The organism is Pseudarthrobacter sp. efr-133-R2A-89 (assembly GCF_030209315.1).
Lineage (GTDB): Bacteria > Actinomycetota > Actinomycetes > Actinomycetales > Micrococcaceae > Arthrobacter.
This window is the reverse complement of the sequence record NZ_JARVSE010000013.1, coordinates 174308-189986: the sequence shown is the minus strand read 5'-3', so window position 1 is coordinate 189986 and position 15679 is coordinate 174308. Positions and strand designations below refer to the sequence as shown.

The window sequence follows — 15679 nt, the reverse complement described above, 5'->3', positions numbered from 1 at the left end:
ATCATTGGCGGTATGGACGACGTGTTCAAAGCACTCTCCGACCCCACCCGCCGGGACCTGCTCGATGAGCTGTTCCGCGAGGACGGCCAGACCCTGAGTGCGCTTGAGGCGCGGTTCAGCATGACCCGCTTCGGCATCGCCAAGCACCTGCGCATCCTGGAGGACGCAGGCCTGGTGGCCACCCGCCGTCGGGGCCGGGAAAAGCTGCACTTCCTCAACCCGGTGCCCATCCGCCTGGTCCACGACCGCTGGGTCAGCAAATACGCAGAACCATGGGCCGCTGCCCTCAGCGACCTCAAATCCAGATTGGAAAGTCCCATGGAAAAGATCTTCGAAATTTACATCAAGACCACGCCGGAACGGCTCTGGGAAGCCATCACCGACAGTGACATCCGCGGCAAGTACCAATTCGGAAACACCATGGAGTCCGACTGGACGCCCGGCGGCAAGTTCGTGATGGGCAATCCCAAGGCCGGGGAGGCCCTGGGCGAAGGCGAGAACCTGGAGGTGGATCCGCCGCGCCGCCTGGTCCAGACCATGCGGGCACTGTGGGGCGACGACGTCAAGGCCGAGGGCACATCAAAGGTCACCTGGGAGATCGAACCGGTAGGCGATTCATGCCACCTGACCGTCACGCACAGCGACCTGCGCGAGGGTGCCAACGAACAGCTCTACGGCGGCTGGCCGATGATCCTCTCGGGCCTGAAGACCTGGCTGGAAACAGGCGAGACGCTCACCACCCCCGGTTCGCTGATGTACACCTAGGGCCGCCGGACGGCTGCCCAGCACTGCAGCACCGCGTCGCCCCGGCCCACCCGCGGGTCTAAGGTCATCTCATGGACAGCGGCACCCTGCTCAACATCGCTTTGGTTCTCTGTTTCGTTTTGTTGGGCGGAGTCTTTGCCGCGGCGGAAATGGCCCTGGTGTCCCTGCACGAGGGCCAGATCCGCCGCATCGAAAAGTCCGGCGACTCCGGGGTCCGGACCGCCGCCCTGGCGCGGAACCCCAACCGGTTCCTCGCCACGGTCCAAATCGGGGTGACCCTGGCCGGGTTCTTCTCGGCGGCGTACGGCGCCTCGGCGATCGCACCCGTCGTCGTGCCGCTCCTGCAGGCCCTTGGGCTGGGGGCCGCCGCCGGGCCGGCGTCGTTCGTCGGGATGACGCTGCTGGTGGCCTACCTGTCCCTGGTCCTGGGCGAGCTGGCACCCAAGAGGCTGGCCCTGCAGAATCCCGTCGCCCTGACCAGGATCCTGGCCCCGCCGCTGATCACCCTTTCCAGGGTCATGCGGCCGGTCATCTGGCTGCTCTCCGTCTCCACCGACGCGGTGGTTCGTCTGTTCGGCGGCGACCGCGCGCCAAGCGGGCAAGCGTCACGTCGGAGGAGCTGTGGGACATGGTGGCGGAAAGCGAGGCGCTCGAGGAAACCAACCGCCACATCCTGGCCGATGTTTTTGGCGTCGGCGACCGGACCCTGCAGGAGGTCATGCGTCCCCGCACGGAAGTGACCTTCATCGACGGGACCACAACGGTCGCTGCCGCCCGCGAGCTGGTCAGGGACGGTCCCTACTCGCGGTTTCCGGTGATTGGCAGGACTCCCGACGACGTCCTGGGCTTCGTACATATCCGCGACCTGATGCCCCGGGGCGAGGCACAGGACCAGGCCCCGGTGAAGGACATTGCCCGGACCATCCTGGCCATGCCGGGAACCAACAGGGTCCTCCCGTCGCTGTCCCGGATGCGCAAGACCAACCAGCACATTGTCCTGGTGGTGGACGAATACGGCGGCACCGACGGTGTGGTCACGCTCGAAGACCTCGTGGAAGAACTCGTGGGCGAGATCTACGACGAGTACGACACCGGCGCCGAACACGAGGACCGCGTCACCGTTGCCAACGGCTCCATCGAGGTGGACGGCGGCCTGATCCTGCAGGAGTTCACGTCAGCATCTGGAATCGAGCTGCCCGAGGGACGCTACGAGACGGTGGCAGGCTTCATGATGTCCCGCTTGGGGCGCCTGGCGCAGGCCGGTGACCGGGTGCAGGTCCCGGGGTACGTGCTGACGGTCCTCAGCATGGACAAGTTGCGGATTGCGCGGGTCCGGGTCACCCCGGTGACGCCATCGTCGGGTGTGGGCGGGTAATGGAGGCTACGCCTTTTGCTGTCGCCAGAGCACCGAGATCCCGAACGTCACGGCGCAGAGCACCAGCATGGCCACCACCATCCGCATCCAGCTGTCCTGGTGCACGCCACCGGAGGCGAACACACCGATCATCACAGTTGCGGTGATCGCGCCCACGTAGCGGCACGTCTGGTAGATCCCGGCCGCGACGCCGCGGTCCTGCGGCCGGGTGGAGACGAACATGCCCTGGTTGGAGGCGATGCTGACGGTTCCGTAGGGAATCCCCATCAGCGCAGTGAGCACCACGACGAGCGGGATTGCCAGCGTCCCGGTCAGCAGCCACATCAGTGCCGCCACAAGCGTCAGGAGGACGACGCCGGCGAGCAGCACCCGTCGCACACCGCACCTTCCCATCGCGGAGACTGCCCACGGGGTGGCCACCACCGACATCCCGGCAAGGGGCAGCATCAACAGGCCCACGACGCCGGGATCATAGCCGCCCGCCTCCTGCAAGAGCTGCGGCAGGCCGAAGAAGACGAAGTAATAAACGCTGCTGAACACCGCGAACGCCAGGTACACGAGCATGAGGGGCCTGTTCCGGCCCAGCAGCCGCAGGTCCAGGAAGGGCTTGGCGAACCGCAGCTCCCGCCAGGCGAAGAGGGCTGCCACAACCGTTCCGGCGGCCAGCATCCACCAGCGGTAGTCAGGCGCCACGTTCAGAGCGGCCATCATGACCAACAGCAGGGCACCGATGAACCCGGCGATGCCCGGAACGTCCGAGTCCCGCACAAGCTGCGCCACGCTGCCGCGCTCGCGGACCTGGTCCGCCGGTGCGGCCTGCCGCACTATCAGCAGCGCCGCCACCGCCAGCGGAACGTTGATCAGGAACAGCGACTGCCAGCCCACGAAGCCCACGAGCAAACCGCCGACGACGGGACCCACGGCAGCAGCCGACGTGTTCGCCATTTGGAGCCGGCCCAGCGGCCGGGCCGAGTCGACCTTTGCCCGGTGCGCAATCGCCCCCACCATCACCACGGCACTGGGGTACGCGGTGGCGGTGCCCAGTGCCATGACCGCCCGGGCCACGCAGAGCAGGGCAAAGTTCGGGGCCAGCGGCGCCAAGGCGCAGGTGATGGCAACCAGGCCCATGCCCAGCATGAACATCCTTCGTGGCCCAAACCGGTCCGCCAACCTGCCCATCACCGGCTGGCCGGCCGCAGAGGCAAGGTAGAAGGAGGTGACCACCCAGGTGACTGCCGCAACGTCGAGCCCGAAATCGGCGCGCAGCACCACCAGGGCCACGGCGATCATGGAGGAGTTCAGCGGGTTCAGTGCCGTGCCCAGGCTGAGGCCTGCGACGGCCAAGGCAGTCCGTGGGTCGTTGCTCACGGTAACAGTCTGGCCCAAAGCGCTCACCGAGGGCGAGTCGGCGGACCGCTGCGCGGGACTGGCGTTGGCTACCGGCCCGCCACCCCAACCGGGAACAAGGCATCCTCAATGGCCCGGGTCAGGTCCCGGATCACCTCGGCCTGCCCGTCATCGGCCGCACCGTCCGGGTTTTCCGTGTAGATCACCAGGGCGAAGGTCGAGCCGCGGTAGCTCAGCAGTGCGGCGTCATGCAGTTCACCGGAGAGCTCACCGTATTTGTGGTGGACGTCAATTCCCGCCCTGGAGCCGGCGGGGATGAGGTCTTCGTTGTTGGTGTCCTGCATATAGCTGAGCAGTTGGGCGGTGTTGTCGGCGTTGAGCAGTTCCCCCGCGTACAGCTTTTTCAGGATCAGGGCCATGTCTGCCGCGGTCAGCAGGTTCTTTTCGGGGTCGTAGGTAACACCGATGGAGGCCGCGTAGGCAATCAACTGGGGGTACCCGACGGCGTCCATCAGCAGCTGCCAGGAGTCGTTGTTGCTGTCGTTGACCATGGCTTTGAGCTGGAAAGCGGCGTCGTAGTCGCCCATGGGCTCATCCAGGGCTGCCTCCCCCTTTTCCACCAGATGATAGTAGGCAGCGGCCGTCAGGATCTTCGCCGTGCTGGCCGCGGTGAAGGCGTCCGCGTCGCCGAACGTGCGTTCCGCGCCGCCGGACACGTCCGCGAGCGCCAGCCCGATCCGGTACTGGTCCGCCTCGCTGAGGATGGTGTCCACGCTGTCCTGCAGGGACTCCGGGGCTGCCGCGACGGGTGCCGGCTGCGCCACAGGCTGGGTGGGGGCCACGGAACCGGTCGGCGGCTCGGACCGGGCGACGGCCAGGGCGATGGTTCCCGCGATGACCAGCACCACGGCAAGTGCCAGGATGACCAGCGTCCGGACGCCCCGGCTCCCCCGGGGGGCCGGCCGGACAGGCTGTTGCGGCGGAGCGGCAGGGCCTGGGGTGGGCACCTGGGGGTGCTCGGACATACAAGGGCTCCTGTCCCGCCTCGGCAATGACAAACAACGTCAGCGCGGCGTTGAGCCGCGCTGACAGATGCGATTAAATCACCGGAGTTTGGGAGCTTCCTGAAGACTTGCGGTGTGTTCCACCGGACCGCCCGGGCGGCCCGGAATCAATGTTCGCGGCGATCCCTCGGCTACGCCCGGGCCCTGGCCGAGAGGGAGGTTTCGAGGAATTCCAGGTGCGCCGGAGCCACCGACACCACACTGTCGGAGTACTCCGGGTGCGTGACCACAAACTTCTTGATGAACGGGCACACCGGGACAATGCCCGTCCCGGCATCCACCGTCGCATCCAAGGCGACCGCGGCGAGCGTCCCGGCCAGGCCCTGCCCGCCGTATTCCTCGTTGATCACCGTGTGGTAGAAAATCCGCTGTGGCGACGCGCCGCCGTCGTAATCCTGGTAGGCGGCTTTGCCGATCACGTTCCCGCGGTCGAGGATCTCGAAGCGGCTGCGCTCGGCGTTGTGGCGGACGGTGATGTCACTCAAGGGAACTCCTTCGTTGCGGTCGTGCTGCCCGTGCAAAGCCTAACCCGGCCCGGGCAGCACTTATTTCCGTTGAAGGGGAGTCCCTGGTGGCATCACCGTCCGCCCCCGGCTCAGCTCAGGTAGCCGTTCGGATTCAGGACGTACTTGGTGGCTGCACCGGCGTCGAACTCGGCATAGCCCTTCGGAGCGTCTTCCAGCGGGATCGCCTTGGCGTTGACGTTCTTGGCGATGTGCACCCGGTCGTTCAGGATGGCCATCATCAGCTGCCGGTTGTACTTCATCACCGGGCACTGGCCCGTGGTGAAGCTCAACGACTTGGCCCAGCCGGTACCCAGGCTCAGCGACAAGGCACCCTTCTTGGCGGCCTCGTCCACGCCGCCCGGATCGCCGGTGACGTACAGGCCGGGGATGCCCAGGGCCCCGCCGGCCGCCGTGAGCTCCATCAGCGAGTTCAGGACCGTCGCCGGCGCCTCCTGGGCGTCGTGGCCGTGCCCCTTCGCCTCGAAGCCGACGGCGTCCACACCGCAGTCCACCTCGGGGATGCCGAGGATTTGCTCGATCTGGTCCTTCGGATCACCCTTGGACAGGTCCACCGTCTCACAGCCGAAGCTGCGCGCCTGGGACAGCCTGCCCTCGTTCATATCGCCCACAATGACGACGGCGGCACCCAGCAGGTGCGCGCTGGTGGCGGCTGCGAGGCCCACCGGGCCGGCACCCGCAACATACACCGTGGATCCAACACCCACCCCGGCCGTGACCGCGCCGTGGAACCCGGTGGGGAAAATATCCGAAAGCATGGCCAGGTCCAGGATCTTCTCCATGGCTTTGTCCTTGTCCGGGAACTTCAACAGGTTCCAGTCGGCGTACGGCACCAGCACGTAGTTTGCCTGGCCGCCCACCCAGCCGCCCATGTCCACGTAGCCGTAGGCGCTGCCGGGACGGTCCGGGTTCACGTTCAGGCAGATGCCGGTCTTGCGCTCCTTGCAGTTCCGGCAGCGGCCGCAGGCGATGTTGAACGGTACCGAGCAGAGGTCGCCCACCTTGATGAATTCGACGTCGCGGCCTACCTCCACCACTTCACCGGTAATTTCGTGGCCCAGGACAAGGTTCGGCGGAGCCGTGGTACGGCCGCGGACCATGTGCTGGTCTGAACCACAAATGTTGGTGGCGACTGTCTTGAGGATGACCCCGTGGTGGACGGGGCGCCCCACATTGGCGGGGTTGACCCCCGGCCCGTCCTTGAGTTCGAACGTGGGGTAGTCAATATCAATTACTTCGACCTTGCCGGCTTCCTTGTAGGCAACGGCTTTGTTCCCTGTCATCTATCGCTCCTGTAGTCAGGTCCGTCCGGTGGGACGGCAGTGATCTGGGTAGGTTGAGAAACCCCGGATATGGGACCCGCCCTGCTCCACTGGCGATTCCTGATGAATATCAGGTGCAGGTTCCCGGCTTGGGGGTCCGCCCAGTCTAGGCAGGCACCCGGGGGCGGTCTAGGGGTAGGCGCCCCATGTTTATCAGGGCAAATGTTTATCAAGGCATCCCCAAGGGGAAGCGCCTATAGTGGCGTACGCTGCACCCACCGGCTTCCGCGCACGCAGGCGGGCCGGTCCCCCGGCAAGTTCTACCGTTGAGGAGAACGGCATGAAGACACGCACTATTGGACAACTGACTGTTTCCGCCCTGGGCCTTGGCTGCATGGGCATGAGCGAGTTCTACGGCGACGGCGACGAGCAGGAATCGATTGCCACGATCCACGAGTTCCTGGACGCCGGCGGATCGCTGCTGGACACGGCTGACATGTACGGGCCCTTCACCAACGAAAAGTTGGTGGGCCGCGCAATAGCGGGCCGCCGCGATGATGTGGTGCTCGCCACCAAGTTCGGCAACGAACGCCGCGAGGACGGTTCCTGGGTGGGCATCAACGGCCGCCCCGAGTACGTCAGGGCGGCTTGCGACGCCAGCCTCCAGCGGCTGGGCGTGGACCACATCGACCTCTACTACCAGCACAGGGTGGACAAGACGGTGCCCATCGAGGACACCGTGGGCGCCATGGCGGAACTGGTCCAGGCCGGAAAGGTCCGGCACCTCGGTTTGTCCGAGGCATCGGCGGACACCATCCGCCGGGCCCACGCGGTGCACCCGATCACGGCGCTGCAGACCGAATATTCACTGTGGGAGCGGGAGCCGGAAACCAAGGTGTTCCCCGTGCTCGACGAGCTCGGAATCGGGTTCGTGCCGTACAGCCCGCTGGGCCGCGGGTTCCTGACGGGTCAGATCCGCAGCGTGGACGACTTCGCCGACGACGACTTCCGCCGGCATTCGCCGCGGTTCCAGGGCGAAAACTTCACCCGGAACCTTGAGCTCGTGGACCGGGTGAAGGAGTTGGCCGACCAAAAGCAGTGCACGCCCGGCCAGCTGGCACTCGCCTGGCTTCTGGCACAGGGCGAACACATTGTCCCGATCCCGGGCACCAAGAAGCGCGAGCGGCTGCGCGAGAACCTGGGGGCGGTGGACGTGGAGCTCAGCGCGGATGAGCTGCGGCTGCTGGACGAATTGGCCCCGGCGGGGTCGACAGCAGGCGCCCGCTACCCGAACATGTCCACTATCGACACCTGAGACCTCCGGTGTTTGCAAAGGAGAAACGATGACAGTCAACGACGACGAAGCCCAGGTGCTGGACCAGTGGACCCAGCGGCTGGCCCAGGCTCTGCAGATCCTGGACCTCGACGTGGACCAGGATCTGTTGCTGGACCTCGCCCGCAAATCCGCCGACAACGTGATCCATGCGGCCGCGCCCATCACCACGTTCCTGGTGGGGTACGCAGCGGCGCTGGACGCGGGGACGGGCAGCGCCGGGAGCCGTGAGGCGGCGTCGGCTGCCGTGGCCAAGGCGGCCCGGGTCGCCCTGGGCCTGGTCGACGACGGCGCGCACGGCGGGCCCGCCGGCCGCGGCTGGGCGGACACGGGACAGTAGCCGGCAACGGCCCGCAGACTCCCCGCCATGTGGACACATCCCCTTCGCGTGACGCAGGGAAAAGTCCAAACGGCGGGGAGTCGCTCGTTCGCGTGCCGCCGGGGCACGGTCAGCTGGGTTTCGATAGGCCCACAACCTGTCAGCCTGCGGCGGCGGGCTCCTCTTCCAGGACTTTCACAGGCTCAAGGCGGACGATGACGGCTTTGGACGCCGGGGTCTGGCTTCCCTCCGCGACGCTCTCCAACGGGACCAGGACGTTGGCCTCGGGGTAATACGCTGCGGCGCAGCCCTTGGCAGACGGGTAGGACACCACCCGGTAGTTGCGCAGGACCCGTGCCACGTTGTCCTTGTAGACGCCGTGGATGTCCACGTGTTGCCCGTCGGTGAGGCCCAGTTCGGCAAGGTCCACGGGGTTGACGAACACTACCTCGCGGCCTTTCTTGATGCCCCGGTAACGGTCGTTGTTGCCGTAGATGGTGGTGTTGAACTGGTCGTGCGAGCGCATGGTCTGCAGGATGAGGGTTCCGGCCGGCCGGTCAACGTGTTCGAGTTCGTTGACGGTAAGCATGGCCTTCCCCGTTGGGGTGTTGAAGGTACGGGAATCCCGCGGACCGTTGGGCAGCACGAACCCGCCCTTGTGCCTGACTTTGGTGTTGTAGTCCTCACAGCCAACCACCACGCGGGCGATGTGGTCCCGGATGAGGTCGTAGTTCTTTTCGAACCCGGCCCAGTCCGCGGACGTCCGGTCCCCCACCGTGGCGGCGGCAAGCCGGCACACGATGGCAACTTCGGAGAGCAGCCCGGGGGCCACCGGCTCCACGACGCCATGGCTGGCGTGGACGGCGCAGACCGTGTCCTCCACCGAGACGAACTGTGGGCCGGAGTCCTGCCGGTCGATCTCGGTCCGGCCCAGCGTGGGCAGGATCAGGGCCTCGGCCCCGGTCACGGCGTGGGAGTGGTTGAGCTTGGTGGAGATCTGGACGGAAAGTTCGGTGTTCTCCATGGCCGCTTCGGCGGCCGCGGTATCTGAAATGGCGCCCACGAAGTTACCGCCAAGCCCGACGAAAACCTTGACGCCGCCGTCGCGCATTCCACGGACGGTCTGGACCGCGTCCAGGCCGTGGTCGCGCGGCGGCTCAAACTGGAACTCCCGGCCAAGGGCGTCCAGGAAGGCCGGCGGCATCTGTTCCCAGATACCCATGGTCCGGTCGCCCTGGACGTTGCTGTGGCCGCGGATGGGCGAGGCGCCGGCACCGGGCTTGCCGATGTTGCCGCGCAGCAGGAGCAGGTTGATGATCTCCTTGATGGTGGCAACGCCCTTTTTCTGCTGGGTGATGCCCATGGCCCAGGTGATGATCACCTTGTCCGCGGCCAGGTAGCGGGCCGCCAGTTCGTCGATTTCCTCAGACCGCAGGCCGGTGGCTTCCAGCACCGCGGCCTCGTCCAGGTGGGCCAGGTGCGCCCGCAGCTCCTCCAGGCCGTCGCAGTGTTCGGCAAGGAATGCGTGGTCCAGGACTTTGCCGGGGTTGGCGGCCTCGGCGTCGAGCACGCGCTTGGACACTGCCTGGAGCAGAGCCATGTCACCGCCGATGCGCACCTGCAGGAACTGGTCGGCGATTTGGGTGCCGTGGCCGATGATGCCCTTGACCTTCTGCGGGTTCTTATACCGCAGGAGTCCGGCCTCGGGCAGCGGGTTGACGGCGACGATGTGGCCGCCGGCTTCCTTGGCTTCTTCCAACGCCGTCAGCATGCGCGGGTGGTTGGTGCCCGGGTTCTGGCCCATGACAATGATCAAATCCGCCTTGCCGAAGTCATCGTAGGACACGGTGGCCTTGCCCACGCCGATGGTCTGCCCCATGCCCCACCCCGAGGATTCGTGGCACATGTTGGAGCAGTCGGGGAGGTTGTTGGTGCCGTAGGCGCGGATGAACAGCTGGTACAGGAAGGCAGCTTCATTCGAGGTGCGGCCGCTGGTGTAGAAGGTGGCCTGGTTGGGGTCCGGAAGGGACTTCAGCTTGTCAGCCATGATCTGGAAGGCACGCTCCCACGTCACCGGGCGGTAGTGGTCCTCCCCCGCGGCCTTGTAGACGGGCTCGGTGAGCCGGCCCTGCATGCCTAACCAGTATTCGGACCGCTTCCGTAGTTCGCTGACCGGATGCTCTGCCCAGAATTCGCTGCCGACCACCACCGGGGTTGCCTCCCAGGTGACGGCTTTGGCCCCGTTTTCGCAGAACTCGAACGTCTTGCGGTGGCCGGGATCGGGCCACGCGCAGCTCATGCAGTCGAAGCCGTCCTTCTGGTTGAGGGCCAACAGGGTCTTCCGCGACCGCTCCACGCCCATGTGCTGGACCGCCGGCTGCATCGAGTGGTAGACGCCGGGAACTCCCGCCGCCCAGGTCTTGGGGTGGCCGGTGACCTCGAGATCGGCCTCTTCCGGTTCTTCGACCTTCGGGTTTTCGCGCGCCACAACATGCTCCTTGTTCGCCGGCTCCCGGAAGGACCGGCTGGATTGGCGGATATGTCACTCCACAGTTGTTGAGCATCCACGTGAAGTCAAGCACCAGGGCCCTGGCGTAGGCTGGTTCCCACGGCTGAAGCAGGCGGCCATTTTTCTCCTTCCGTGCGGAGCCCTTTTCCATGTCCGACGAACCTGCCCTTCGTGCCCTTGCGGCCTCGTCCTTCTCCCTGGACGACCTGCGGGAGGGCCAACTCGCCGGCATGGCCGCCCTCACCAAGGGCCGTGACGTCCTGGCCGTCATGCCCACGGGGTACGGAAAGTCCGGCATCTACCAGGTCGCAGCCCTGCACCTCCACAACCTCACCGGGCATCCCGCCGTCGTGGTCTCTCCGCTGATCGCCTTGCAGGAGGACCAGCGTGAATCGCTGGTTGCGGATCTGGGGCCGCATGCCGCGGTGGCCATCAATTCCTCACACGGCGGCGCCGAAGTCCACGCCGCGTGGCAGTCGGTTGAAGACGGCACGGCCGTGTTCGTGTTCCTGGCCCCGGAGCAGCTGGCGCGGCAGTCAACGGTGGACCGGCTCAAGGCCCTGGACGTGTCCCTGTTCGTGGTGGATGAGGCCCACTGCGTCTCCTCCTGGGGCCATGACTTCCGCCCGGACTACCTTGGCCTGGGCACGGTCCGGGAGCAACTGGGCAACCCGCCCGTGGCCGCGCTGACCGCCACCGCTTCCCCGCCGGTACGCGATGAGATCGTGGAGCGGCTGGCCATGAAGGACCCCCTGGTGCTGGTCCACGGCTTCGACCGGCCCAACATCAGCCTGGCTGTGGTCCGGCACCACAAGGACAAGGACAAACGCAAGGCGGTGCTGGTGCAGGTGGCGGACCTGGCCCGGGCAGGAAAGGGCCTCCTGTACGCCGCCACCCGGAAAGAGTCCGAAGAGTACGCGGCACGGCTGGCGGCAAAAGGGCTGCGCGCCGAGGCTTACCACGCCGGCCGCCGCGCCGCGGACCGGGAACGCATCCACGAGTTGTTCCTGCATGACCAAGTGGATGTGGTGGTGGCCACCACCGCCTTTGGCATGGGCATTGACACGCCGAATGTACGCTTCGTGGTCCATGCCGACATCCCGGAATCGCTCGACGCCTACTACCAGGAGATAGGCCGCGCCGGCCGGGACGGAAGTCCCGCGGCCGCCGTGCTGCATTACCGCTCGGAGGACCTGGGGCTGCGCCAATTCTTCAGCAGCCACTCGCCCGATCCCGGTTCGCTGCTGGCGGTCCTGAAGGTCCTCAAAGCCGCCAAGGCTCCCGCGCCGAAGTCATCCCTGGCCGAACTGACGGGCCTCCCGGCCCGGCGCATCACGGCGCTGGTCAACCTGCTGGAAGAGATCGGTGCCGCCAGCAGCGGGAAGCGGGGAATCCGGCTGACCTCAAAGGCCAAACCGGCTGCGCTGGTGCAGGACGCCATGGAGCTCGCCGAAGCCCGGCAACGCGTGGACCAGTCCCGGCTGGGCATGATGCGCGCCTACGCCGAGGCGGACGGCTGCCGGCGGCAGTTCCTGCTGGGCTACTTCGGTGAGGACATGCCTGAACCGTGCGGTAACTGCGACGCGTGCACGGCTGCAGTCCACCGAGCAGCCGCGCCTGCGGCCGGCAAGGACATGGACGACGACGGCGGTCCGGCGCACAGTACCGGCGCACCGTTCCCGCCACAGTCCGCAGTGGTGCACAAGGAGTGGGGCCAGGGCCTGGTGATGCGGCAGGAGGGGGACGTGATCACGGTGCTGTTCGAGCAGGAGGGGTACAAGACGTTGTCGCGGTCCGCCGTCGTGGAGCACCAACTCCTGAAGCCCGCTTAGGTAGGCTGGGGAAACCTCCGACGAAAGGCCCGCCGCGTGGAAACCCCTGCTTACGCCTGGATCCTGACCATCGTGGTTATCGCGGGGCTGTTGGCCTTCGATTACTTCTTCCATGTCCGGAAGGCCCACACCCCGTCCCTGAAGGAATCGGCCATCTGGTCCGCCATCTATGTGAGCATTGCGGTGCTGTTCGGGCTGGCTGTCCTGGTCTTCGGCGGGCCGGACATGGGCACCGAATACTTCGCGGGCTATGTCACGGAAAAGGCTTTGTCCGTGGACAACCTCTTCGTGTTCCTGATCATCATGGCCAGCTTCAAGGTGCCGCGCGCGGACCAGCAGAAGGTGCTTCTGTTCGGCATCATTTTCTCCCTGGTCGCCCGCACCGCGTTCATCTTCCTGGGCGCCGCGCTGATCAACAGTTTCGCCTGGGTCTTCTACATTTTCGGGCTCATCCTGCTGCTCACCGCCGGCCATCTGCTGAAACCGGATGACCACGACGACGACTCCGACGGCGTTGTGGTGCGGCTCGCCAAGAAATTCCTGCCGGCGTCCGAACACTACGACGGCGACAAGCTGTTCACCGTGGAGAACGGCAAGCGGGTGCTGACCCCCATGCTGCTGGTGATGGTGGCGATCGGCGGCACTGACATCCTGTTCGCCCTGGATTCCATTCCGGCGATCTTCGGCCTGACCCAGAACGTGTTCATCGTCTTCACCGCCACGGCGTTCTCGCTGATGGGCCTGCGCCAGCTGTTCTTCCTCATCGACGGCCTGCTGGACCGGCTGATCTTCCTCTCGTACGGGCTGGCCGTCATCCTCGGATTCATCGGCGTGAAGCTGGTCCTGCACGCGCTGCACGAGAACACCCTGCCGTTCATCAACGACGGCGAACACGTCAATGTGCTGGAAGTCAGCACCGGGGTTTCCCTGGGCGTCATCCTTGGCGTGCTGCTGGTGACGATCCTGGCGTCGGTCTTCAGCCCCAAGGGCAAGGCCAAGAACGCCGTCTCCGGGGCCAGGCGGCACGCAGTCGAGTACCTTGACCTTAACTACGAGACGGACATGGCGGAACGGGACAAGATCTTCGCCAAGATGTGCCGCGAAGAAGACCAGATCCGAAAGCTTCCGGAGAAGTACAAGCGGCTTGTCCGGCACGAAACGGAGTTCCTGGAACTGCTGCGCAGCGCCCATGAGGAGCACGACAAGGCCCAGGTCAGGGCGGCCGCGGCCGAGGGCTGACTGCCGGGGTAAGGGTCTGACGGGTGAGGGGCGCCGCGCCGGGGCGGGTTACCGGCCGAGCGCGGCCGCGCCGCCGGCCAGGCTGGTGATCCGGTCCCAGTCCTTGGCCTCGACGGCGTCTGCCGGGGTGAGCCAGCTGCCGCCTACGCAGGCCACGTTGGGCAGCTTGAGGTAGTCCGGGGCGGTGGACAGGCTGATGCCGCCGGTGGGGCAGAACTGGACGTGCGGGATGGGCGCCCCGATGGCGGCCAGGTATGACGGCCCGCCTGCAGGCCCGGCGGGGAAGAACTTCATCGCATCCAATCCGGCTTCCAGGACTGCCATTACCTCGCCCACGGTGGCGACGCCGGGCAGCACCGGGACGTCCAGGGACAGCATGTGGGTGAGCAGCGCGGGGGTTACGCCGGGGCTGACCAGGAAGGCGGCACCCGCCTGGACGGCGGCGTCGGCCTGTTCCGGCGTGAGGATGGTGCCGGCGCCCACCAGGATGTCCGGCACCTCCTCGGCGATCAGCTTCAGCGAGGTCAGCGCGGAGTCGGTGCGCAGCGTCAGCTCAATGATCTTCACGCCGCCGTCCACCAGGGCACGGGCCAGGGGCACCGCATCCTGGGGGTCGTCGATGGTGACCACCGGGATGACAGGTGACACGCGGAGGACGCCTGATGCGTCAGCCATTGTTGATCTCATTTCCCAGGCCGTCCGGCCCGTTGGTTTCGATGATGCGGTACCAGTGAAGGAGCAGATCCCGGAAGGCTTTGTTCCCCGCCAGGTCCTGGTCGAAAATGGGCCGGAATCCCAGCAGCGCCGGAACCATGCTGTGGGCGTCCCCTGCAGCCGGCAGGGCTGCGTTCAGCTCCGCTGCCAGCGGATCGTTGAGGTCGGTTTCCAGGGTGCCCGCCACATAATGCATCCACGCCGCAACGGCGAGCGCCGCCCACCGTGGTGCCCGGCCGGCGTCGAGCGTTCCCCGGACTGTGGTGAGCAGCCGCAGCCCGACTTTCTGAGAGCCGTCGCTTCCCACCTTGGCCGTGGTGTGGCCCAGCGCCGGGTTGGCGAACCGGCGGAGAACCTGGTCGCAGTACTGCTCCCCGTCCAGCCCGGCCGGGAGGGTGATGCTGGGCAGGGCTTCCTCCAGCATCATGCGCCGGCAGGCGGTACGGAACGGCTGCACGGCCACGGCATCACTGATGGTTTCCTTGCCGGCGAGGAGGCCGAGATAGGCCAGCATCGAATGGCTGGCGTTGAGCAGCCGCAGTTTGGCTGATTCCCAGGCCGCGACGTCGTCGCTGAACACGGCGCCGGCGTCCTCCCAGCGCGGCCTGCCGGCGGCGAAGTTGTCCTCCATGACCCATTGCTTGAAGGGTTCGGCCACCACGGCCGCCTCGTCCTGTACACCGAGTTCATGTTCGACGGCGGCCAGGTCACCTGGCTTGGTGGCCGGCACCATCCGGTCCACCATGGTGGAAGGGAACGTCACATTTCCCCGCATCCATGCCACCAGGGGCCCGCTTTCGGTCGCGGGCAGGGCCGCGGCGAAGTTCCGGACCAAGGTCCCCGTCAGTATCCCGTTGGCCGGGAGATTGTCGCAGGAGAGCACCGTGACGGGCCCGGCGCCGGCCGTTGCCCGCTGCTGGAGGCCGCGGACGATTTGTCCGATGGCGGTCACCGGCGGCCGGCCGGTGAGGTCGGCCTGGACGTCCGGGTCGTGCAGGTCAAGGGTCCGTGTTTGCGGATCGAAACGGTATCCCTTTTCCGTGATGGTGAGGGTGACGATTTTCGTGGCCGGTGCGGCGATTCGCGCCACCACACCTTCGGGGTTGTCCCGCCCTGATATGGCCTCAACGATGCTGGAGACCACACGCAGAGGGGCGGCGGCACCTCCCCGTTCTGACACGGTGAACAAGCCCTCCTGCGGTGCCAGTTGCCGGGCCACGGTGTCGGAACGCTGGGTAACCCCCACGATTCCCCACCCGAAGTCGCCGGCGGCAAGCATGGCGTCTTCCGTAAAGACGGCGGCGTGGGCACGCGCGAAGGCGCCCAGGCCCAGGTGGACGATGCCGGGCTGCAGTTTGTCCCGCCCGATGCCGGCCTGGTGTCCGCTGGTTGCCAG

12 protein-coding genes and 1 pseudogene are annotated in these 15679 nt (G+C 66.5%); 6 read left to right on the top strand and 7 right to left on the bottom strand.

Features of this window, described 5'->3' with window-relative positions; translation table 11 throughout:
- The first annotated feature begins 12 nt into the window (after positions 1–12).
- Together QRM95_RS20095 and QRM95_RS20090 are read left to right on the top strand one after the other, a co-directional pair.
- The gene (locus QRM95_RS20095; protein WP_285249177.1) at positions 13–765 is read left to right on the top strand and encodes an ArsR/SmtB family transcription factor; all 753 of its coding nucleotides are present in this window, start codon (positions 13–15) and stop codon (positions 763–765) included.
- 71 nt (positions 766–836) lie between these two features.
- Positions 837–2140: pseudogene (locus QRM95_RS20090) on the top strand (hemolysin family protein).
- 6 nt (positions 2141–2146) lie between these two features.
- Here QRM95_RS20090 and QRM95_RS20085 read toward each other — a convergent pair.
- From QRM95_RS20085 to fdhA, 4 genes are all read right to left on the bottom strand, one after another.
- Complete coding sequence (locus tag QRM95_RS20085) at positions 2147–3508, bottom strand: MFS transporter (RefSeq protein WP_285249176.1); 1362 nt, start codon at positions 3506–3508, stop codon at positions 2147–2149.
- Between the two features lie 68 nt (positions 3509–3576).
- Positions 3577–4512, bottom strand: a complete 936-nt coding sequence (locus QRM95_RS20080; RefSeq protein WP_285249175.1) for a serine hydrolase — start codon at positions 4510–4512, stop codon at positions 3577–3579.
- A 170-nt stretch (positions 4513–4682) separates the two neighbouring features.
- Entirely contained in the window at positions 4683–5036 is a 354-nt protein-coding gene (locus tag QRM95_RS20075; protein ID WP_285249174.1) for a GNAT family N-acetyltransferase, read from the bottom strand.
- A gap of 110 nt (positions 5037–5146) precedes the next feature.
- On the bottom strand, positions 5147–6358 hold the full coding sequence (gene fdhA, locus QRM95_RS20070; RefSeq protein ID WP_285249173.1) for a formaldehyde dehydrogenase, glutathione-independent: 1212 nt from the start codon (positions 6356–6358) through the stop codon (positions 5147–5149).
- 319 nt (positions 6359–6677) lie between these two features.
- Here fdhA and QRM95_RS20065 point away from each other — a divergent pair, with 319 nt between their 5' ends.
- A complete protein-coding gene (locus QRM95_RS20065; protein ID WP_285249172.1) occupies positions 6678–7652 on the top strand; it encodes an aldo/keto reductase in 975 nt (324 codons plus the stop codon).
- A gap of 28 nt (positions 7653–7680) precedes the next feature.
- Positions 7681–8010: a DUF6457 domain-containing protein gene (locus QRM95_RS20060; protein WP_285249171.1), complete on the top strand. Its 330-nt coding sequence runs from the start codon at positions 7681–7683 to the stop codon at positions 8008–8010.
- 139 nt (positions 8011–8149) lie between these two features.
- On the opposite strand, the gene QRM95_RS20055 is transcribed toward QRM95_RS20060, so the two are convergent.
- Complete coding sequence (locus tag QRM95_RS20055) at positions 8150–10477, bottom strand: FdhF/YdeP family oxidoreductase (protein WP_285249170.1); 2328 nt, start codon at positions 10475–10477, stop codon at positions 8150–8152.
- Between the two features lie 170 nt (positions 10478–10647).
- Here QRM95_RS20055 and QRM95_RS20050 point away from each other — a divergent pair, with 170 nt between their 5' ends.
- The gene (locus tag QRM95_RS20050; protein WP_285249169.1) at positions 10648–12330 is read left to right on the top strand and encodes a RecQ family ATP-dependent DNA helicase; all 1683 of its coding nucleotides are present in this window, start codon (positions 10648–10650) and stop codon (positions 12328–12330) included.
- A 36-nt stretch (positions 12331–12366) separates the two neighbouring features.
- Positions 12367–13569 carry a TerC family protein gene (locus QRM95_RS20045; RefSeq protein ID WP_285249168.1) on the top strand — a complete coding sequence of 401 codons (1203 nt, stop codon included), beginning with the start codon at positions 12367–12369 and terminating at the stop codon, positions 13567–13569.
- A gap of 48 nt (positions 13570–13617) precedes the next feature.
- Here the strand turns inward: QRM95_RS20045 and eda are convergent, their stop codons facing one another.
- The gene (gene eda / locus QRM95_RS20040) at positions 13618–14244 is read right to left on the bottom strand and encodes a bifunctional 4-hydroxy-2-oxoglutarate aldolase/2-dehydro-3-deoxy-phosphogluconate aldolase (protein WP_285249167.1); all 627 of its coding nucleotides are present in this window, start codon (positions 14242–14244) and stop codon (positions 13618–13620) included.
- A complete protein-coding gene (locus QRM95_RS20035) occupies positions 14237–15616 on the bottom strand; it encodes a mannitol dehydrogenase family protein (protein ID WP_285249226.1) in 1380 nt (459 codons plus the stop codon). Before QRM95_RS20035 ends, eda begins: the two co-directional genes overlap by 8 nt.
- Between the last annotated feature and the right edge of the window lie 63 nt (positions 15617–15679).